At 38.3% G+C, this 21771-nt stretch carries 13 protein-coding genes and 1 riboswitch; of the genes, 11 read left to right on the forward strand and 2 right to left on the reverse strand.

The features are described from left to right. The first annotated feature begins 10 nt into the window (after nucleotides 1-10). The 7 genes from FW768_RS17130 (at nucleotide 11) to pckA (ending at nucleotide 10779) form a co-directional block, all read left to right on the forward strand. Nucleotides 11-1438, forward strand: coding sequence for a RagB/SusD family nutrient uptake outer membrane protein (locus FW768_RS17130; RefSeq protein WP_231128717.1), 1428 nt, complete (start codon nucleotides 11-13; stop codon nucleotides 1436-1438). A 231-nt stretch (nucleotides 1439-1669) separates the two neighbouring features. Continuing rightward, complete coding sequence (locus FW768_RS17135; protein ID WP_153397503.1) at nucleotides 1670-3607, forward strand: putative porin; 1938 nt, start codon at nucleotides 1670-1672, stop codon at nucleotides 3605-3607. 12 nt (nucleotides 3608-3619) lie between these two features. Further along, nucleotides 3620-5206, forward strand: coding sequence for a bacillithiol biosynthesis cysteine-adding enzyme BshC (gene bshC / locus FW768_RS17140; RefSeq protein ID WP_153397504.1), 1587 nt, complete (start codon nucleotides 3620-3622; stop codon nucleotides 5204-5206). Between the two features lie 38 nt (nucleotides 5207-5244). Further along, entirely contained in the window at nucleotides 5245-7173 is a 1929-nt protein-coding gene (locus FW768_RS17145; RefSeq protein ID WP_153397506.1) for a LysM peptidoglycan-binding domain-containing protein, read from the forward strand. Nucleotides 7174-7243: 70 nt separating this feature from the next. Continuing rightward, nucleotides 7244-8119: an ACP S-malonyltransferase gene (gene fabD / locus FW768_RS17150; RefSeq protein ID WP_153397508.1), complete on the forward strand. Its 876-nt coding sequence runs from the start codon at nucleotides 7244-7246 to the stop codon at nucleotides 8117-8119. A gap of 10 nt (nucleotides 8120-8129) precedes the next feature. Then, entirely contained in the window at nucleotides 8130-9035 is a 906-nt protein-coding gene (locus tag FW768_RS17155; RefSeq protein ID WP_153397510.1) for a GYDIA family GHMP kinase, read from the forward strand. A 127-nt stretch (nucleotides 9036-9162) separates the two neighbouring features. After that, nucleotides 9163-10779 (forward strand): phosphoenolpyruvate carboxykinase (ATP), encoded by a 1617-nt coding sequence (gene pckA / locus FW768_RS17160; protein WP_153397512.1) that lies wholly within the window; start codon nucleotides 9163-9165, stop codon nucleotides 10777-10779. Nucleotides 10780-11083: 304 nt separating this feature from the next. On the opposite strand, the gene FW768_RS17165 is transcribed toward pckA, so the two are convergent. Then, nucleotides 11084-11491 carry a type II 3-dehydroquinate dehydratase gene (locus FW768_RS17165; RefSeq protein ID WP_153397515.1) on the reverse strand — a complete coding sequence of 136 codons (408 nt, stop codon included), beginning with the start codon at nucleotides 11489-11491 and terminating at the stop codon, nucleotides 11084-11086. A gap of 243 nt (nucleotides 11492-11734) precedes the next feature. Then, nucleotides 11735-11832: riboswitch (SAM riboswitch) on the forward strand. 83 nt (nucleotides 11833-11915) lie between these two features. Here FW768_RS17165 and FW768_RS17170 point away from each other — a divergent pair. After that, the gene (locus tag FW768_RS17170; RefSeq protein ID WP_153397517.1) at nucleotides 11916-14831 is read left to right on the forward strand and encodes a SusC/RagA family TonB-linked outer membrane protein; all 2916 of its coding nucleotides are present in this window, start codon (nucleotides 11916-11918) and stop codon (nucleotides 14829-14831) included. Nucleotides 14832-14850: 19 nt separating this feature from the next. Then, nucleotides 14851-16344, forward strand: coding sequence for a RagB/SusD family nutrient uptake outer membrane protein (locus FW768_RS17175; RefSeq protein ID WP_153397519.1), 1494 nt, complete (start codon nucleotides 14851-14853; stop codon nucleotides 16342-16344). Between the two features lie 65 nt (nucleotides 16345-16409). On the opposite strand, the gene FW768_RS17180 is transcribed toward FW768_RS17175, so the two are convergent. Further along, on the reverse strand, nucleotides 16410-16730 hold the full coding sequence (locus FW768_RS17180; protein WP_153397521.1) for a hypothetical protein: 321 nt from the start codon (nucleotides 16728-16730) through the stop codon (nucleotides 16410-16412). Between the two features lie 219 nt (nucleotides 16731-16949). Here FW768_RS17180 and FW768_RS17185 point away from each other — a divergent pair, with 219 nt between their 5' ends. Next, nucleotides 16950-17273 carry a DUF6660 family protein gene (locus FW768_RS17185; RefSeq protein ID WP_153399961.1) on the forward strand — a complete coding sequence of 108 codons (324 nt, stop codon included), beginning with the start codon at nucleotides 16950-16952 and terminating at the stop codon, nucleotides 17271-17273. Between the two features lie 135 nt (nucleotides 17274-17408). Next, nucleotides 17409-21770, forward strand: a complete 4362-nt coding sequence (locus FW768_RS17190) for a CusA/CzcA family heavy metal efflux RND transporter (protein ID WP_153397523.1) — start codon at nucleotides 17409-17411, stop codon at nucleotides 21768-21770. Nucleotide 21771 lies beyond the last annotated feature (1 nt).

Raw genomic sequence — 21771 nt, forward strand, 5'->3', positions numbered from 1 at the left:
TTTAAAAAAAATGAAAAAATATATTATAGCACTTTCTTTAGCAACAATGGTAGGTTTTTCACTAACCTCATGTAGCGAAGAATTTATTGATACCGATTTTGGTAACTCTGAACAGGCTGAAACAATCACAAGTGTTGAAAAATTACAGTCTTTTGTAACAGGAGCTTATGGATCTATGAGAGCTGTTGGGTATTATGGAGCTCAGTTTCCACTTTTTGCGGAAATCAGAAGTGATGAAATGTTCACCAGAAGAGCAGCAGGATATTTTACTTCTGTAGGAAACTTATCCATGACTTCTACAGACCAGTATACAACAGGACCTTACAATGCTATGTATGCAGTAGTAGCAAAAGCTAATATTGTAATCAATTCACCAGATAACCTTACATGGTCTCAAACATTGAATCAGACTACTATTCAGGAGAAAGTGAATAAAGTAAAAGGAGAAGCTTATGCTATCCGTGCGTTGGCATTCTTCGATTTATTAAGACTTTACGGTCAGCAGTATTCAGGAGGAACAAAAGGAGTAGTAATTCCTACGAAATATGATCCTAAGGCTAACATGGCAAGAGCAAGTGTAGCTGAAACCCAAGCTCAGATTGAAGCTGACTTCGATAAAGCATTATCTCTATTAAGCGGTAACGGATTTACAGATACGGCTAACAGAACTGAATTGAATGAATATTCATTAAAAGCATTAATGTCAAGATATTATCTTTACAAAGGAAATTATGCTAAAGTTAGACAATATGTTGCTGATGTCGTTGGAGGTGGGGCTTACAATGTAGCTGCTAAAGACTCTTATGTAATCAGCTGGACTTTGAACAATGCATCTACCAACTCTATGTTTGAACTTTCTGTAGGTACGGCTAATGCTTATGGTGCTGCAGGGATGAATGCTTATATGAATTTTGGAGGAGCCTATAGAAATATGGGAGTATTAGCTGCTACTTACGCATCATATAATGCTGCGGATGTTAGAAGAACTTCTGCTACTTTTGCTACTGCTTCAGGAATTAGATATATTGTTCACAAATATCCAGACATGAGTGGTGCTGATAACCTTAAGTTAGTAAGATATGAAGAGGTTCTTTTAAATGGTGCTGAAGCTGAATTACCTGCAAATGGAGGATCACAATCTAATGCAGATAGTTATTATAATGCTGTATCTACAAACAGAGGTCTTGCATCAGCATCTAATGTGACTCTACAGAACGTGAAAGACGAAAGAAGAAGAGAGCTTCTTGGTGAAGGATTCAGAATGTGGGATTTATTAAGATGGGGTCAGTCAGTTCCTGTATATGGTTCGGCTGGAACAGGTACTCCTGTAACATTGAACATCGGAGATACGCGTTTGGCATTCCCTATTCCACAGGCAGAAACAAACGTTTCAGGTACGTTAGTTGCTCCTAACCCTGGTTATGACAACTCACTTTAATAAGTAAAATCTTCTTCACAGAAGAACACTTATATAAATTTAAAAAAGCAGTAACATGGTCACATGTTGCTGCTTTTTTTATGGAATAAAAATAATGATATAAAATACTGTTAAAGACACTCATTTAAAAAGTTAATATTTTCAGAAGATTCATTGATCCGTTTAATTAAACTCGAAACTTATATGAATACATTGTAGCAGATTTTATATTTTTGTAGCTTAAATGTTACAATGAGATATTTCATCATCATACTCTTCATATGCTTTAATGTTAAAGCTCAGACAGTCAAAACAGACTCCGGTAAAATCGTTAAAAAAGCAGAAGATACCCTTGTTATTGATTCAGGGAAAAAAGACTCCCTGAAAATTTTTAAACCTACCATCAATGATTATCTGTATCAGAACCAGTTTTCTGAAAAGAAAGTTTTTGATACCGTGATGACTTTTGGTAAGACTCATATCTTTTCCCAATACAATAACAGAGATAATTTTGGAAGAGTACAGCCTGCTAATATCGGAGCAGGATTCAATCCTCTTATCTATGAAGTGAATGCGGAACAAAACCTGTCTCTTCTGCCTTCCAATAAGGCTTATATGATCTTAGGAGCAAATGATATTAAATATTATGACGTAAAAACACCCACAGCCTCTTTCATTTACCATACTGCAATGAAAAACGGTGCCGCTCTTAATTCTACCTACACTCAGAATATCGGAAAAAGATTCAACTTTGCCATTGAGTATATGGGATTACGTTCTCAGGGATTTTATAGAAATTCACTGGCAGCTAATAATAATACCATATTTTCCGGGCATTATGTTTCCAAAAGCGGGAACTATGAACTCTTTGCCCATTACCTGCATCAGAACGTTAACAATCAGGAAAGCGGAGGGATTGTAGATGACGCAAGATTCCAGAGTGGAGACAGCAATTACAAGAACAGGCAGAATGCTCAGGTGAACCTTGCATCGTCCAGCTCACAGTTCTCTTATAGAAGATATTACTTAAGCCATCAGTTTACGCCGTTTAATGCAGAGAAATTCCCTTTCAGTATAAGGCATACCGTTTTCCATCAGGGAAATAAATATTATTATAATCAGGGACAGCTTGAGCCTTACTGGTATACTGACGCCGCTACTCAGGTAACTAGTGGATTCCCCCTGACAACCAAAAAATATTCAGATAACTTTAGCAATACAGTAAGTCTTGTTTTTAATAATGAAAAATTCAAGCTTGATGGAGGAGTTCGTTATCAGATGCTGAAATTTGGGGTCAGAGACCTGGCAACGATTAATGGAACCGCTCTTCCGGGAGAGTTGAAAGAAAATAGAATAGGAGCTGTAGGAAATCTTCAGGTCAAACTTTGGGATAAAATTCAGCTAAAGTCCTTTTTAGAATTTTCAAATGGGAGCCAGTTCGGAAGTTATCTAAAAACAATCAACAATCTTAAGTTTGAACCTATAAAAGATTATTTTGTTAATGCCAAAGTAAATTTCCAAAGTGCTTACCCTTCTTTTAATTATTTATTGAATACTTCTGTTTATAATGGGTTCAACTATTATCTTGAGAATGCTAAAAACCAATCTGTAACAGAAATCGGAGGGAGTGTAAACCTGAAATGGTTCAAAACCGAACTTTTTGCTAACTACTTCAGAATAGAAAATTATACGTATTTTGACAGCAATGCCAACCCAAAACAAAGCGAAAGCTCACTGAACATTTCTCAGATCGGAGGTGATGCTACCTTCAGCTTTGGTAAATTTCATTTGAACACAAGACTTCATTTCCAGAATACACTAACGAATAAAGAACTTCTTCCTCTTCCAAGTTTTATCGGTAGAGCTAACTTCTTCTATCAGACTCACGCATTCAAAAAAGCTGCTGAAATTCAGGCCGGATTAAAAGTGTATTACTTCTCTAAATTTGCCTCAAGAGATTACTTCCCGATCCTGAATGAATATATTCTTCCCAATGCAAATGCATTCTCAATCGGAGGGCAGCCTATTGCCGATCTTTATATCAATATGAAGGTTAAAAAAATGTTCTTTTACGTAGAAGGACAACAGATTGGAACTGTAATTTCCAGTAATAAAGCTTATGCATTTCCACACTATCCGGTTTATGATTTCAGGCTGAACATCGGAATTGTGTGGTATTTGTTCAACTAAAAGAAAAACAAGTTGAAAACAATTAATAAAATATCATTTAACGACATAGAAAGCATTCCTCAGTTGGTGAAAGATTTTCTGAACCAAAAAATTGAGGGATTTGAAGAAAATACCTTTTCTTTAGAGCATTTCAGAAACCAGATTCATCTTAAAAAAGACGCTTTTACTCAAGATCAGAGGAATATATTGTCGGATGAACTAAATAAACAGCTGGAAGACTTACATCTTTCTTCAAGGCAAAAAGAAAATCTGGATAGGCTGAAATTGCCCAATACATTTACCATCACAACCGGACATCAGCTGAACCTGTTCTCAGGACCTGTTTTCTTTGTTTACAAAATTTTGCAGACCATCAAAACATGTACATATCTGAAAGAAAATTTTCCGGATTTCAATTTTGTTCCTGTATACTGGATGGCTTCGGAAGATCATGATTTTGCAGAGATCAATCATTTCAAAACAGAGAATAATTATTATGAGATCAACGAGAAATCTGGTGGGCCTGTAGGTAGAATCAAAATCAGTGATACCTTTTTCGTCTCAGAATTTGAGAAAGAGTTCAAAGATTCCGTTTTCGGAACAGAACTGATCCTGATGCTGAAAGAAGCTTATAAAACAGGTAATACGCTTACTCAAGCGATAAAAATCCTGGTCAACAGACTTTTCTCAGATTTTGGACTGTTAATTATAGACGGAGATTCCAGAGTACTTAAAACACAGATTAAAGAAGTTTTCAAAAATGAACTTCTGAATTCCAGTCTTTACAATAATTCAAATGAAAAAGTTAATTTTCTAACGGAAAAATATGGCAAAGTCCAGGTCAATCCAAGAGAAATAAATCTTTTTTATCTTTCAGAAACAAGAGACAGAATAGATTTTGATGGTCACCGATATAAAATAGTGGATACAGACACCATATTCACACAGGATCAAATTCTGAATGAACTGGAAAATCATCCTGAAAAGTTCAGCCCGAATGCCCTGATGCGCCCCGTTTATCAGGAAAAAGTACTTCCCAATCTTGCTTATATTGGAGGAAATGCAGAAATTATGTATTGGCTTGAACTCAAAGATTACTTTTCAAAACTCAATATTCCGTTTCCCATTTTGATTCCGAGAAACTCAATGCTTTTCCTTCCGGAAAAAACGCTGGGGAAAGTAGGGAAACTGAATCTTAAGATTGAAGACTTTTTTGGAAGCTTTACCGGCATCACCAATCAGAAAATTTTAGAAGGCAGCAATGTCTTACAATTACTGGAAGAAAAAGAAGCCCTTTTGGAAAAAAGTTTCTCAGAATTGAAAGCTATTGCGGAAACTACAGAAAAGTCTTTCGGAAATATGGTGAAAGCAGAAGAAGTAAGACAGCTGAAATCTTTCAAAAGAATGAAAAAGAGACTCCTGCATGCCGAAAAAATAAAACAAAACGAACTGCTGGAAAGACTGGAAAGACTATTTTTGGATATCCATCCTTCTAAGACCTGGCAGGAGAGGGTATATAACTTCAGCGTATTCTTTTCAGATTACGGGTACTCATGGCTTGAAAATTGTTTGGAAGAAATGGTGGTTCAAGAATCCAAATTAATAATTGTTGCCATTTAATTTTAAAGAAGTATTTTTGTAAATTATAATTATCGAATATGATAAAGAGGTTTTTTATTCTGTCCAGTTTATGTATGGTTTTGGGGGTGTCTGCTCAAAATTCACACACCGTTGCCAAAGGAGATAATCCTTACAATATCGCTAAAAAGTACGGGATAACTGTAGACGAATTGTTAAAGCTGAATCCAAAATTCAAAGATGGGAAGCTGGCTATTGGTGATGTTCTTACAGTAAAAGCTGAAAAACATACAACTCCGGTTTCTAAACCTGTTTCTGTTGAAAAAGCAAAACCGAATACGGGGCAATCACTAGGTAAAATTGTATTACAGCCAAAACAAACCGTTTATGGAATTGCAAAGCAATACCGCATTTCTGAAACAGATCTTCGAAAACTGAATCCTGAATTGGACTCTCATATGAAGATTGGTGACGAAATTACACTACCTCTTGAGAGTATAAAGAAATATGGCGGAGGGCAGCAGACTGCTCCTGTGGTGGCTAAACCTGTCGAGGCACCAGCAGAAACACCAGTAACTACAGGTTCTTCAGAGAAAGGGACTTATGTTATTCAGCCAAAAGATAATTATTACAGAATTTCAAAACAGTTTGGAGTCAGCCAACAGGAACTTTTTGCTTTAAATCCTGGATTAGAAGAAAAAGGTCTGAAACCTGGTGATACCATTAATATTAAAAAATCAAATACGGAAACCGCTTCAGAAGCAGTGAATCCGAAAACAAAAATAGACTCAGGGAATGAAAGATCTTCAGCCGGATCTGTTGCCGCAGCTGATGATTATGTTACCTATACTGTACTACAGGGAGACACCGTTTTCTCAATTGTCAACAAGTTTGGAATTTCCATTGATGAGCTGATTGCACTTAATCCTGATCTTTCCCACGGACTGAAAGCAGGAATGGTGTTAAAAATCAAAAAACAAGATCCTGCTTACGTAAAGAAAAATGGAGATGCTCTAAGTGTAGTATTAATGCTTCCATTTGGATACAGTACCAATGAAACCCAGTACAGAGGAATGGCTATGGATTTCCTTACAGGAGCTAAACTTGCTATTGAGAGAAATGCCAGAGGAGGACAAAAGCTGGACATCAAAATCGTGGATTCAGGAAATGAGGCGTCATTCAGAAATTCACTAACGCAGATCAACCCGGAGAATACCGACCTTATTATAGGTCCGTTCTTTAAATCCAACGTAATTGATGTTCTTGATTTTACTAAAAATCAGAAAATTCCTATCGTTGCACCATTTGCCAACTCACCGGAACTGTACAACTACAGCAACCTGATCATTGTAGAAACCAATGACCAGACGTATGCTGATAAAATTGTAGAAGAAGTGAAATCTGTTTATTCAGATCAGAAAATATATGTTGTTGCTGACAGCAAAAAAGAAATTGCAGGCTACATCAAAGGCGGGCTTGAAAAAGCCGTTAAAAATCCAAATGTTATCATCGTGAATTCTCCTGCAGATATCCAGTTGGATCAGAATATGATGACAGGACAGTCTGCACCGGTTATCGCTATTTTAGCAAGTGATGCAGATGCGGCAGGAGATGCTTTTGCAACTAAAATGATCAGTCTTTCCAAAGAAGTTCAGGGGGTAAAAGCATTCAGTATGTATTATTCTCCGGTTTTTGAAAAGAAAGTTGACGAGTTAAGCCAGGCAAGCCTTGTATATTTGATGGACAGAAAAATCAATACCGACGGGAATTTTGAAAAGGAAATTCTGGCAGCGTATAAAACAAAATATTGTAAGACGCCTCCTAAATATGCTGTTGTAGGTTTTGATGTAGTCAATGATATGCTGACGAGAGAAAACAAAAAAGGAGAGATCTTTAAACAGATGAACAAAGTACAGACTCAGCTGGCTACCAAGTTCGAATTTGTAAAATCTAAAGCAAACGGAGCGTATGTAAATACAGGTTACCGTGTCATCCGATTGGTACCATAAATGATTTATGTTTCTTTAACAGAATTATTTTAACATTATATTTATATTTGCATAATATTTAATTCAATACATGAAAGCACTTGTATTTCCTGGGCAGGGTTCTCAGTTTGTCGGAATGGGAAAAGAATTGTATGATTCCAGAAAAGATATCAAAGATCTTATGGAATCTGCCAATGAAATCTTAGGTTTCGACATTCTTTCCATTATGTTTAACGGAACAGATGGAGATCTTAAGAAAACAGAGGTTACCCAGCCTTCTATATTTATACATTCAGTAGCTGCTTTAAAAGCGGTAAATGGTCTTGGAGCTGAGATGGTTGCAGGACATTCTCTAGGAGAATTTTCAGCATTGGTTGCCAATGGAGTTTTATCTTTTGATGATGGACTGAAATTAGTTTCCGAGAGAGCAAAAGCAATGCAAGAAGCCTGTGATGCCAATCCAAGCTCTATGGCAGCAATTTTAGGTCTTGAAGATGCTGAAGTTGAGGAAATTTGTGCTTCGATCAATGGGATCGTAGTACCTGCTAACTACAACTGTCCTGGTCAGCTTGTTATTTCAGGGGAGACTCCGGCAGTGGAAGAAGCTTGTGCAAAACTTAAAGAAGCTGGTGCAAGAAGAGCATTATTACTTCCTGTAAACGGAGCATTCCATTCACCATTAATGCAGCCGGCACAGGAAAGACTGGCAGCTGCTATTGAAAAAACAAAATTCAGAAAAGCAACCATACCGGTTTATCAGAATATTACCACTACAGCGATTACCAATCCTGATGAGATCAAGCAAAACCTGATCGCTCAGCTTACGGGGCCTGTGAAATGGACGCAGTCTGTTCAGAACATGATCAAAGACGGTGCCTCTAATTTTGTGGAAGTAGGTCCGGGAAAAACACTTCAGGGATTGATCAAGAAAATTGATGCGTCTGTGGAAGTGGCTTCAGCAATCTAATTAAAATCATATGGGCGAAATATTTTCACCGGGAAAGCTTATGCTTACTTCAGAATATTTCGCAATAGACGGAGCTCTTGTTCTGGCAGTACCAACGCTGCTGGGACAAGAGTTTTTTTTTGAAGAAAAAGACGATGAAAATTCCCTTGTTTTATGGGAAGCTTATCATCAGAACAAATTATGGCTGAAAGCAGTCATCAATTATAAAAACTGGAAGATCCTCGAAACGAATCTGCCTTCTGCCGCTGAATTTATTCTTAACACCCTTAAAAATGTTCAGCAGCTTTCTGAAACCCGGTTCAAGAGCAATTTTTCTTATTATTTAAAGACCAACCTTCAGTTTCCCGCAGATTACGGATTAGGAAGCAGTTCAACATTAATGAACAACCTTGCCGAATGGTCCGGAATTGATCCTTTTCACCTAAACAGTATCAGTCTTGGAGGAAGCGGATATGATATTGCGGTGGCCAAAGAGAAATCAGCTGTTTTGTTTAAAAGTAAGCCGGAAATCTGGTATGAAAAAACAGAATTCAGCCCTTCCTTCAAAAATGAGCTTATTTTTATTCATTTAAATCAGAAGCAGGATAGCCGCGAAGGAATTAATCTTTACAAATCAAAAATAAAGTCTCCGGAAATGATTCGTGAATTTTCGGATTTAACAAAAAAAGTTTTATTATGCAATGAATTGGAAAATTTTTCTGAACTGATGATGATTCATGAGCATAAAATTTCCGATTTCATTGGAATTCCTACAGTTAAAGAGAAATTTTTCGCAGATTGCCCGGTTTTTGTTAAAAGTTTAGGGGCTTGGGGCGGAGATTTTGTAATGAGCGCCAAATTTGAAGGCTTTAAGGACTATTTTTGGGGAAAAGGTTTCACCCGTGTTTTTGAATGGCCTGAAATAATAAACTCGTAATCAGTAATTTATAATCCTGTTTTTTTATTTGTCATTCTGACTTATATCATTATATTTAAACCACCTTTAACAAATAATTAATATTAATTTTGTTGAACCCAATAAAGAAATAGAAAATATAAGTAAAATGAAACACGCTAAAATCATCCAGGATTTAGAAAAATTAGGGATTAAAGGAAATTACGAGGTGGTATATAACCCTTCTTATGAGGAATTATATCAGGCTGAAGTATCTCCTGAAAATCAAGGCTTTGAGAAAGCTGAGCTTACGGAATCAGGTGCAGTATCGGTAAAAACAGGTATTTTCACAGGTCGTTCACCTAAAGACAGATATATTGTTCAGGATGATGTTACAAGAGATACGATTTTCTGGGACGGAAAAGTAAATCTTCCTACAACAGCAGAAATTTTTGACTCTTGTAAAGGATTAGTGCTGAACCAGCTTGCTGAAGCTAAGAAAATCTATGTTGTTGATGCTTTTTGCGGAACCAACGCAGATACAAGACTAAAAGTAAGGTTCATCGTTGAAGTAGCGTGGCAGGCCCATTTCGTTACGAATATGTTCATCCGTCCGTCTCACTACGAGCTTGAGAACTTCGGAGAGCCTGATTTCACAGTAATCAACGGTTCCAAAACAACCAACCCGAACTGGGAAGCTCAGGGATTAAACTCTGAAAACTTCATCATGTTCAATCTTACGGAAAAACTTCAGATTATCGGTGGTACTTGGTACGGTGGTGAAATGAAGAAAGGAATGTTTGCTATGATGAATTACTATCTTCCATTAAAAGGTATGGCATCTATGCACTGTTCTGCAAACGTAGGTGAAGAAGGAGATGTAGCTCTTTTCTTCGGTCTTTCAGGAACAGGTAAAACGACTTTATCTGCTGATCCTAAAAGATACCTTATCGGTGACGATGAGCACGGTTGGGATAACAACGGAGTATTCAACTACGAAGGTGGATGCTATGCTAAAGTAATTGATCTTTCAGAAGAAAAAGAACCAGATATTTTCAGAGCAATCAAGAGAGATGCACTTTTAGAAAATGTAGTGGTAAATAACGGTGTTGCAGATTATAAAGACGGATCTATCACTGAAAATACAAGAGTATCTTATCCTATTTATCATATCAATAAAATTGTCCTTCCTTCAAAAGCAGGACATGCTAAAAAGATCGTTTATCTTTCTGCAGATGCGTTCGGAGTACTTCCTCCGGTTTCCATCTTAGATGATAATCAGGCACAGTACCACTTCCTTTGCGGATATACTTCCAAGTTAGCCGGAACAGAAAGAGGAATTACTGAACCTCAGCCGTCTTTCTCTCCTGCATTCGGAGAAGCATTCCTTACCCTTCACCCGACGATGTATTCTAAGACACTGATCGGTAAAATGAAAGAACATGGAGCAAAAGCTTACCTTGTTAATACAGGATGGAACGGAACAGGAAACAGAATCTCTCTGAAAGATACAAGAGCAATTATTGATGCGATCATCGATGGTTCTATTGATAGTGCGCCTAAAACAAGAGTTCCTATTATGAACCTTGAAATTCCAACTCAGCTTCCAAATGTTTCCGAAGGAATCCTTGATCCTAGAGAAACATACAGCAACGCTTCAGAATGGGAAGAAAAAGCAAAAGATCTTGCTGGAAGATATATCAAAAACTTTGAGCAGTATTGTGATACTGAAGAAGGAAGAAAGTTAATCGCTTCAGGACCTCAGCTTCAGGAACAGACGATCTAATATAATTTAAAATATATTATAATTAAAGCCTCATCATTGATGGGGCTTTTTTATGTGGTTTACATTATAACTAGGTTGAAAAATGCAATGCGTTAAGATTTTAAATCATCAGGCTGCTTTTAAGGCGCTAGAAAATCCAAGATTTTCAACAAGTTTTTTGGAATGAAAATAGTATGGGTTCAAATTTTATCGGAGATAAAATCATTGCGCCTTATTAATGCAGCATAAAAATATTTTAGCGACTTTGCGTATACCAACACTAAAAAAATCTGCGTAATTAGCGAGCAAAATAATACATTCAGTATTATTTTAAGCTTAAAATGGCTAATCTGTAACCATCCATTCCAAATCCGGACAATACTGCATCACAATGAGCTGCGGTTACAGATTTCTGGCGAAACTCTTCCCGTTTATAGATATTGCTGATATGCACTTCTATTTTTGGCTTCCTGATATTCTTTAAACAGTCTGCGATTGCATAGGAATAATGAGTATAAGCTCCCGGATTGATCACCAGCGCATCAAAATCATCTTCCTGCAGCCTGTTGATGATTTCCCCTTCAATATTAGATTGGTAATAATCCAGTTTGTGGGATGAAAACTCATTTTTCAGTTCTGTAAAGCAGGTTTCCATAGAAATGCTTCCATAGATTTCAGGTTCTCTTGTGCCCAGAAGATTCAGATTGGGTCCGTTTACGATTAAAACTTTCATTCTATAAATGTATAAAGTTTAGTTCATTTGACGAACTATTTTTTTTTCTTCATTCATGTTTTCTTTTTTGAATTATTGATAATGATATTTATCATGTTTGTGAATTTGATAATGATGTAATGCTTTGCTGTAACAGGTTTTAGCTAAAAATTAAGTTAATTTTTGAAAATTTTTCATTAAAAATTCATAAGTCTACTTGTTTTGTAGACTAATTGTTTTTAGATTTGTAGTCATATTTCGATCGGCTTATAAAGAAAGATGGAGGGAACTGACCCTGTGAAGTCTTAACAACCTGCCCCGGTGCAAGGTGTTACATTCAGCCTTTAAAGGAAAAATAAGCAATTGGTTAATCGTATTTTTCGATGCCCTTTGCTGACTTTTCTGCAAAGGGCAAAATTTTAATATATGATAAATAAAATTGATTATGATTGGTGAAAGTTTAATTAAATCTAAAATTTGGATTCCTCCCGTTGCTGTATTTTTCTTAGGGATTGTCAGTGTAAACGCACAGGAAGCCAAACCGAAAAAAGATACGATCCGCGAAAAAGAAATTGATGAAGTAGTGGTCGTGGCTTATGGTAAAGCGAAAAGAAACAGTTATACCGGATCTGTAGCTACCATTTCAAGTGACAAGATCAACAACAGACCTGTAAACAATATTACAAAAGCACTGGAAGGACAGGTTCCGGGAATTCAGGCGGCAAGTGCTTCAGGGCAGCCGGGTTCTACGGCCTCAATTAGAATACGGGGGATTGGTTCCGTAAGTGCTTCCAGTGATCCGCTTTTTGTGGTAGACGGAATTCCTTTTGATGGAAATATCAATTCCATCAGCCCGAATGATATTGAATCCATCAGTGTATTGAAAGATGCTACAGCAAGTGCTTTGTATGGATCAAGAGGTGCCAACGGAATCATTATCATTACGACTAAATCCGGTAAAAAAGGAGAAGCGAAAATCAACTTCAATATCAGCCAGGGATTTTCCGGAAGAGCCGTTAAAGATTATGAACAGGTGAGTACAGATCAATATTTCCAGCTGCATTGGGAAGCATTGAGAAATGGATATAAATCTGATAAAATATCTTCTCAGCAGGCCGCACAGATGGCGTCAGATAACCTCGTTTCTTCTTTGGGGATTAATCCGTACGGACCGGGATATCCCAATCCTGTAGGAACAGACGGTAAACTTCTTCCGGGTGCAAAAGCTTTATGGAATGATGACTGGAGAGATGTTCTTCAGAGAATGGCTTCCAGAAATCAGGTTGATTTTGATGTCAGCGGAGGAAGTGATAAAAGCAATTATTTCTTTTCATTAGGGTATCTGGATGATAAAGGAATTGCGATTCAATCCGGTTTCAAAAAATACAGTACGCGTTTAAAACTGAATTCAGAAGTGAAAAAATGGCTGAATGTAGGAGTGAATTTAAGCTATACCAACAGTATTCAGCAGGCTCCGACTTCTTCAGATTCCAAATCAGGCAATGTGATTCAGGCTGCAAGAACAATTCCTTCTTTTTATCCGTATTATGAAAGAAATCCAGACGGAAGCTATAGACTGAATGCTGATGGAGAAAGGGTGTTTGATTTCGGAAAATACAGGCCAAGTAATGCGCTTCAGAATCAGAATTTAGCAGCAACACTACCTTTGGATAAAAATGAAAACAGAGAAGATAACTTTTCAGGAAAAGGTTTTCTTGATTTTACTTTCCTTCCGGAATTGAAATTTAAATCCAGCTTCTCGGTAGATTTGGTTAACTACAACGGACATTATTATACCAACCCCATTTTAGGATTGGGGAAAGAAACAGGAGGTTCAGTGAGCCGTTCAAATTCCAGAACACTTTCATATACAACGAGTAATATCCTGACGTATGATAAGAAATTCGGACAGCATCATTTCAATATTCTGGCAGGGCAGGAGTTTTATAAATATGATTATCAGACGATTTCCGGTTCCAGAAGCCAGTTTTCCCTGCCGTATTATTATGAACCAAGTGCAGCAGCTTTGTTAGGAAGTTTTACAGGGAAAAGTGATAAACTGACATTACTGAGCTTCTTAGGGAAAGCTGAGTATGATTTTAAAAATACGTATTTCCTTTCAGCTTCAGCAAGAACAGACGCCTCGTCCCGTTTTTACGGAGATAACCGATGGGGGAAATTCTGGTCGGTAGGGGCTTCATGGAAAGCTTCCAACGAAGACTTTATCAAAGATCTGAACTTCTTCAACCAGCTGACTTTACGTGCGAGTTACGGAGGTCAGGGGAATGATAAACTGGGAACACTTTATGCTTATCAGGAACTGTATAAGTTTTACAATAACTTAGGGGAACCCGGAACGGTTCTTACCAAAACGGCAACGAACGACGTGAAATGGGAAACCAATCTTAATTTCAATGCCGGACTTGAGTTTACCATTCTTAATAACAGAGTTAAAGGGAATGTAGAGTATTTTCAACGAAAAAGCCAGGATCTTTTATTCAATATGCCGACGGCTCCGTCTTTGGGAATCAGTGATTTCCCGGCCAACATTGGAACGATCCAGAATACCGGTTTTGAATTCTCACTTTTCACAACACCCATCAAAAATGATGATTTTGAATGGAATATTGATGTGAATCTGAGTACCCTGAAGAATAAAATCCTGAAATTACCTAAAGGAACCGTAATCAGCGGAACAAAACGTATGCAGGAAGGCGGTTCTATCTATGACTTCTTTATTCAGGAATGGAAAGGAGTAGACCCAAGTACAGGAAAACCGTTGTGGAGATATATTTATCAGGATGAAAACGGAAATACGATAGACGGAACGACTTCAGAATATGGAAAAGCAACCAAAACCCCGCAGGGATCCGCATTGCCGAAATTAACAGGAGGAGTTACCACAAGTATTGCCTATAAAAACTTTGATTTCTCTGCACTGCTTTCTTTTAGTTTGGGAGGAAAGATCCTGGATACGGATTATACTTCCCTGATGTATAACGGAAGTTCCGGCGGAAGGGCATGGAGTACTGAAATGCTAAACAGATGGACCCCGGAAAACCCTTATACGGATGTCCCTTCATTAAGCACAACCACAAATAACTGGAACTCAAGTTCTTCAAGATTTTTGTATTCCGGATCGTATGCAAGGCTTAAAAACGTCAATCTGGGCTATACACTTCCTTCAGATTATTTTGAAAAACTGGGACTGAAGAAATTCAGAATTTATATCCAGGCAGAAAACCTGCTGACCTTCTACAAACATAAAGGTCTTGACCCTGAACAATCACTGGACGGAACGACTTATTTCAGATATCCGGCCATGAGAACGGTAACTTTCGGTCTTCAGGCAACGCTTTAACCTTTTTAAAATTGAAACAATGAAAAAATTAAAATATTTATCTTTTGCTCTTATCGCAGTATGGTCTCTTACCAGCTGCGAAAGTGAGTTGGAAACGGCTCCAACGGATCAGGCTAATGGTGCAGAAGTTTTTAAAACCGCTGAAAGTGCAGAAACTGTCATCAACGGAACCTGGGCTAAATTTAATGATGACGGAACAACGTTTGCGAACATTGGATATTCAACGGTACTCAGAACCAGCGATGCCATGGGTAGTGATGTTGCGGTGCTGACTAACAAATATGGATTTCCTACGGCCTACGCTTTTGCCGAAATGGTGAACAATACCGCAGGACGTCCGCAGTTTATCTGGACAATGCTGTATTCCACCATCAACAACATGAATAATGTGATCACCCGTATTGATGGAACAGAAGGAAGCCAAGCCAAAAAAGATCAGGTGAAAGGGCAGGCCAAAGCACTTCGTGCATTTTGTTATCTTAATCTGGCCAGCTTTTACCAGTTCAGCTACCTTAAAGATAAAACAGCTTTAACAGCTCCGATCTATACAGAACCTTCAACGATAAGTTCCGTTCCGAAGAAAAGAGCAAGTCTTGAAGAAATCTACACTTTAATCAAAAGTGACCTGACGGATGCTGATAACCTGCTGAAAAACTATAACAGAAATAACAAAGATAAAATCGACAGATCCGTAGTCAATGGTCTTCTGGCAAGAACTTACCTGAATACAGGAGAGTGGAGTAAGGCTGTTGAAGCGGCAAAAACAGCAAGAAATGGTTTCCCTCTAATGACTCCTGAAAAATATAAGGAAGGCTTTAATGATATCAGCAATGGAGAATGGATCTGGGGCCACGGACAAACCCAGGAACAGTCAGATGCAGGTTATGCGTTCCATTATCTGGATGTATCTTCTTCAGGAAGTTATTATTACAGCTTTATGGCAGATCCTTATTTTAAAAATTTATTTGACACAAATGATATAAGATCACAGTTATTTTCCTGGGATGGTCTTCCGGGAAGAGAAGGGCTGCTGAGATATGCTAAATTTAAATTCAAGGCCAATCTTATCGCAGACATTGTACTGATGAGAGCGGCGGAAATGTATCTGATTGAAGCGGAAGGAGAAGCCAGAGCCGGAAATATCACTAACGCCATAGCTGCTTTGAACCAGCTGAAATCAGCAAGACACGCTAATCCTTACAGTGGATCGCTGGACCAGAATGAAGTGGTAAAGGCCATCCTGATTGAAAGAAGAAAAGAATTATTCGGGGAAGGATTCTCCCTTTCAGACGTAATTCGTACCCAGGGAGCTGTAGAAAGAAAAGCTTTTGTGGATGATGAAGGAAAACCGATCAAAGTTCAGGTAACCACTCCGGACGGAACGGTAAAAACGGTCAACGGAAGAGGGCACTCAGTCCTGAATTTCCCGGATCAAAGCTCTTTTGTCCCGAACAGCAAATATTATCTGTTCAGTATTCCGCAGAAGGAAATAGAGAACAATCCTAACCTGTAATAATTAGATTTGATTTTTTTTAGCCATCGCTTAGTGTGATGGCTTTTTTATTGAAATGTAATTCATCAATTTGAAGACTCTTTTGCAATAATTTCTTTACTCCCCAAACATCTCAGTATCGCTGCCAGCTTATAAAGATCGTAATCTATCATGTCTCTTTCTCCACTCATTACTTTCTGTAAAAATTCCCAATCATCTGTAAGGCTTCCCATTGTCAAACCTACAGGATCTTTATAAGGATCATATAATTCTTCATCAAGTATATTCCAATATAGATCTTTATCCAGAGTTATTGATTGGTTGTTGTCCAGACTGTTTAGCTTTGAAAGAAAAATTTCAAACAATATTTTCAGATCAGCTATTTTTATAGGGGTATTATTTTCCATTCAATTGATGTGTTTTTTCCTCAACAAGGGCTGATGATACCTTTTGTGAAGACAGATAGGGCTTATACAATTACAAAACTATTATTTTTATTGATACAATCCGGAACAATTTTTGAACAGGTTTTACTCATATATTGATGGATCATTTTCATTGATTATCTGCTTTAATAGAATGAAATTAAAAATCTCATTCATAAAAAATGTTTACCTTTGTATGATATGAACCTGTTCAGATGGATATTAGCATTCTATTTTATGGCATTGTCACTCATGCCATGCGAAGATGTGCACCGTCCTTCCGGTTCAGAGGATGTGAAGCTTACCTTTAATATGGAGGAGTCTCATTCCAAAGACAAAGGAGATATTTGCTCACCGCTTTGTACATGCAGCTGCTGTCAGATCACAGTGTCTGCTTTTAAAATGCATTCCCTGCTGAAAATTCCGGATCATATTCCGGCCTATTTCTCTAAGAAAATTCTTTTTCAGAAAAACAATTTCGCTTATCAGGTGTATGACCACATCTGGCAGCCTCCCAAGATTTAATTTTTATTGATAATCAGGAAGTCATGCTTTCTGAGTATATGAACTTTGCAATTTCATTGCAGAGGCCTTCATGATATATTTGTACCGGAATACCGTTCCTGTACAGTTATTTATTCATAAAAATTAAAATACATTGTGTTAGATAAAATCATAAAATTCAGTATCAAAAATAAGGTCGTTGTTGGTATCATGACCTTGCTGCTGATTATCTGGGGAGTGTGGAGCGCTACTAAACTTCCCATAGATGCCGTACCGGATATTACCAACAATCAGGTGCAGATTATCACAGTCTGTCCTACACTGGCAGGACAGGAAGTAGAACAGCTCGTAACCTTTCCTATTGAGCAGAGCATTGCCAACGTTCCGGATATAGAAGAAACAAGAAGTATCTCAAGGTTCGGACTTTCTGTGATTACCGTTGTTTTCAAAGAAAATGTGGATGTTTACTTTGCCAGGCAGCTGGTGAATGAGCGCCTGAAACAGGCTGCAGAAGAAATCCCCAAAGGAGTAGGAACACCCGAACTGGCTCCCGTAAGTACGGGACTGGGAGAGGTTTATCAGTATATCCTCCATCCGAAAAAAGGAAGCGAAAAGAAATACGATGCCAAAGAACTCCGTACCATGCAGGACTGGATCGTTCGCAGGCAGCTTAACGGAACCCCGGGAGTAGCAGAAGTAAACAGCTTTGGAGGAGAATTAAAACAGTATGAAGTAGCTGTTAATCCGGATCGTCTGAAAGCAATGGGAGTGAGCATCACCGATATTTTTACCGCTCTGGAAAAAAACAACCAGAATACGGGAGGCGCTTATATTGATAAAAAACCAAATGCTTACTTTATCCGGGGAATCGGTTTTGTAACATCTCTGGACGATATTAAAAGTATTGCTGTAAAAAATGAAACAGGAAGCGTTCCGATCTTTATCAAAGATGTGGCAGATGTACGGCTTGGAAGTGCTGTACGCTATGGTGCGTTAACCTATAACGGAAAAGTAGACGCTGTAGGTGGCGTTGTTATGATGCTGAAAGGTGCCAACAGTAACGAAGTCGTAAGCAATATCAAAGCTAAAATTCCTACCATTCAGAAATCCCTTCCCGATGATGTGTTGATAGAACCGTTCCTGGACAGAACAGATCTGGTAGGAAGAGCCATCAATACCGTAGAAAAAAATCTTATTGAAGGCGCATTGATCGTTATCTTCGTTTTGGTAGTCTTTCTTGGAAACTTCAGAGCAGGCCTTATTGTAGCTTCTGCCATTCCGCTGTCATTGCTTTTTGCTTTGGGAATGATGAATGTATTTGGTGTGAGTGCCAATTTAATGAGTCTCGGAGCTATCGATTTCGGTCTGATCATAGACGGAGCCGTGATTATTGTGGAAGCAACCCTGCATCATTTAGGAATTAGGAAATCCGTAGGAAGACTTACCCAAAGTGAAATGGATGAAGAAGTTTTTCTTTCAGCATCCAAGATCCGTAACAGTGCCGCATTTGGAGAAATTATCATCCTTATCGTTTACATTCCGATTCTTACCCTGGTGGGAGTAGAAGGAAAAATGTTTACCCCGATGGCCAAAACAGTAGGATTTGCCATTTTAGGAGCTTTGATCCTTTCACTGACCTATATTCCAATGATGAGTGCCCTGTTTTTGTCTAAAAATATATCCCATAAAGAAACTTTTTCAGATAAAATGATGAATCGTCTGCAAAAGATCTATCAGCCATTGCTGCAGAGAGCCATCAAAGTAAAATATATCATTGTTTCAGCGACTGTTTTCATATTCGTCATTACCGCTTTTATTTTCAAAAATATGGGTGGAGAATTTATTCCTCAGCTGCAGGAAGGAGATTATGCCTTCCACTGTATTCTTCCTCAGGGAAGTTCATTGAGCCAGAGTATAGAAACCTCTATGCAGGCTTCAAGGATCATCAAACAGTTTGATGAGGTGAAAATGGTAGTCGGAAAAACCGGTTCCGCCGAAGTTCCTACCGATCCCATGCCTCCCGAAGCTACTGATATGATCATCGTTTTGAAACCAAAAAACGAATGGAAATCGAAGAAATCTTATGAAGAACTGGGAGATGAGATCAGCGAAAAACTGGAAACTATTCCGGGAGTTTTCTTTGAAAAGAACCAGCCGATCCAGATGCGTTTCAACGAGCTGATGACAGGAATCAGACAGGACGTTGCCGTAAAAATTTTTGGTGAAAACTTAGACTCCCTTTCCATCTATGCAGATAAAGTAGGAAAGATCATTCAGACGGTTGACGGAGCTACAGCCCCACAGATCGAGAGAGTAAGCGGACTTCCGCAGATCAATGTGGTATACGACAGAACGAGAATGGCCAACTACGGACTGAATATTGAAGATGTAAACAACGCCGTAAGTACAGCATTTGCAGGAAAAGCAGCAGGTCAGGTTTTTGAAAATGAAAGACGTTTTGATCTCGTAGTCCGTCTCGACAGCCTTCACAGAACTAATATCGATGATGTGAATAATCTGATGATCTCAGCCGGTTCAGGAGCACAGATCCCATTGTCTCAGGTGGCTAATATCAGTTATAAGCTGGGGCCGGCACAGATCAGCCGTGAAGAAGGGAAAAGAAGAATCGTGATAGGTTTTAATGTAAAAGACCGTGATGTACAGAGTGTAGTAAAAGATATTCAGGCAAAACTGGATAAAGAAATTAAACTGCCTTCAGGATACTACTTTACCTACGGAGGTCAGTTTGAGAATCTTCAGGAAGCAAGCAAGCGTCTGATGATTGCCGTTCCGGTTTCCTTATTCCTGATCTTTATGCTGCTGTATTTCACGTTCCGTTCATTCAAGCAGGCTGCTTTGATCTTTACCGCTATTCCGATGAGTGCCATTGGAGGTGTATTCGCCCTTTTGTTAAGAGATATGCCATTCAGTATTAGTGCAGGAATAGGATTTATTGCCCTTTTCGGAGTTGCCGTACTTAACGGGATCGTTCTGATCGGAACATTCAACCAGCTGGAGAAAGAAGGAGAAACCGATGTGATGAAGAGAGTATATGAAGGCACCAAAACCAGGCTGAGACCCGTTTTAATGACGGCAACCGTTGCTTCATTAGGATTCCTTCCGATGGCTATTTCCACAGGAGCGGGAGCTGAAGTACAGAAACCTCTGGCGACCGTAGTGATCGGTGGATTAGTTACCGCAACTTTCCTTACTTTATTCGTTTTACCGATGCTTTATATCATTTTTAATAGCAAGATTTCAGGACGAAACTTCAAAATAAAACCTTCTGTAACGGTGATCGTATTTGGATTTTTGATGTTCGGACAGTTTTTTAATGCACAGACCCGCCAGATCTCCGTTGAACAGGCGGTAGAAATAGCAACGGAAAATAACCTGACTTTAAAATCAAAAGCACTCAGCATACAATCTGCAGAAGCATTGAGAGGAACAGCAAAAGAACTTCCCAAACTCAATTTTGAAGCGCAGCTGGGACAATATAACAGTCCGAAATTCGATCAGTCATTTGCCATTTCGCAGAGCATTCCTTTTCCAACACTTTTTAAAGCACGAAGAGAGCTGATTAATGAAAACGTAAAAAGTCGTCAGATCGATAGGGAAGTTTCAGCCAATGAGCTGGTGAAACAGGTACGGACATATTACTACCAGATTGAATATCTTCAGTACAACCAGTCAAAGCTGAAAAACCTAGACAGTCTTTACCAGGATTTCATCAGGATTGCTACCGTAAGGTTCAAAGCAGGAGATATTAAAAAGATTGAAATTAATACCGCCGAAACTCAAAAAGGCGAAATCAACCTGTTACTTAAGCAGAATGAAGTTTATCTGAACAATGCCTATAAAAATTTAAGGACCCTGCTGAATACTCCGGATGATTTTGAAGTCCCCTTCAAAAACAGCTATGAGCCTTTAAAAGCCGAAAATATTCTCGACAGTACAGCTGTAGCCAATAATCCGGCAGTGAAAGCTTTTTATCATGAAATGGAAATAGCAGAGAAAAATAAGAATGTTGAAAAAGCACAGGGACTTCCTGAATTCAGCCTCGGACTAACAAGCCAGTCATTGATTGGGTTTCATACCAAAAACGGTCAGGAAAAATTCTACAATGCCGGAGACCGCTTCAATTCATTCTCTGTAGGAGTTGCCATTCCATTAGCTTTTGGGGCAACAAAGGCAAGGATGAAGTCTTTAGAATATGAAAAGCAGGCCGCGGAAGCCAATGCTCGTATGATGAAACAGCAGCTTTCTGCACAGCTTGAAAATGCATTTAGTCAATATCAACAGGATATACAGCAGTATGACTACTATATAGAACAAGCTGTTCCGAATGCAGAGAAAATTGTAAAAGCAGCCCAGCTAGGCTATAAAACAGGAGAAATATCTTATGTGGAATACCTCTTTGCCTTGCAGACTGCCACCAATATCCAGCTTAAATATTTAGAGTCCATCCAGCAGGTCAACCAATCTGTAGTTACCATTAATTCAATCATTAATAAATAAC

Source organism: Chryseobacterium vaccae (genome assembly GCF_009602705.1).
GTDB lineage: Bacteria > Bacteroidota > Bacteroidia > Flavobacteriales > Weeksellaceae > Chryseobacterium > Chryseobacterium vaccae.

What these genes read in the sequence shown, in the direction of transcription:
- FW768_RS17130 (WP_231128717.1), top strand. Translation starts at nt 11, where the DNA reads ATGAAAAAATATATTATAGCACTTTCTTTAGCAACAATGGTAGGTTTT.
- FW768_RS17135 (WP_153397503.1), top strand. Translation starts at nt 1,670, where the DNA reads ATGAGATATTTCATCATCATACTCTTCATATGCTTTAATGTTAAAGCT.
- FW768_RS17145 (WP_153397506.1), top strand. Translation starts at nt 5,245, where the DNA reads ATGATAAAGAGGTTTTTTATTCTGTCCAGTTTATGTATGGTTTTGGGG.
- fabD (WP_153397508.1), top strand. Translation starts at nt 7,244, where the DNA reads ATGAAAGCACTTGTATTTCCTGGGCAGGGTTCTCAGTTTGTCGGAATG.
- FW768_RS17155 (WP_153397510.1), top strand. Translation starts at nt 8,130, where the DNA reads ATGGGCGAAATATTTTCACCGGGAAAGCTTATGCTTACTTCAGAATAT.
- pckA (WP_153397512.1), top strand. Translation starts at nt 9,163, where the DNA reads ATGAAACACGCTAAAATCATCCAGGATTTAGAAAAATTAGGGATTAAA.
- FW768_RS17165 (WP_153397515.1), bottom strand. Translation starts at nt 11,491, where the DNA reads ATGAAAGTTTTAATCGTAAACGGACCCAATCTGAATCTTCTGGGCACA.
- FW768_RS17170 (WP_153397517.1), top strand. Translation starts at nt 11,916, where the DNA reads ATGATTGGTGAAAGTTTAATTAAATCTAAAATTTGGATTCCTCCCGTT.
- FW768_RS17175 (WP_153397519.1), top strand. Translation starts at nt 14,851, where the DNA reads ATGAAAAAATTAAAATATTTATCTTTTGCTCTTATCGCAGTATGGTCT.
- FW768_RS17180 (WP_153397521.1), bottom strand. Translation starts at nt 16,730, where the DNA reads ATGGAAAATAATACCCCTATAAAAATAGCTGATCTGAAAATATTGTTT.
- FW768_RS17185 (WP_153399961.1), top strand. Translation starts at nt 16,950, where the DNA reads ATGAACCTGTTCAGATGGATATTAGCATTCTATTTTATGGCATTGTCA.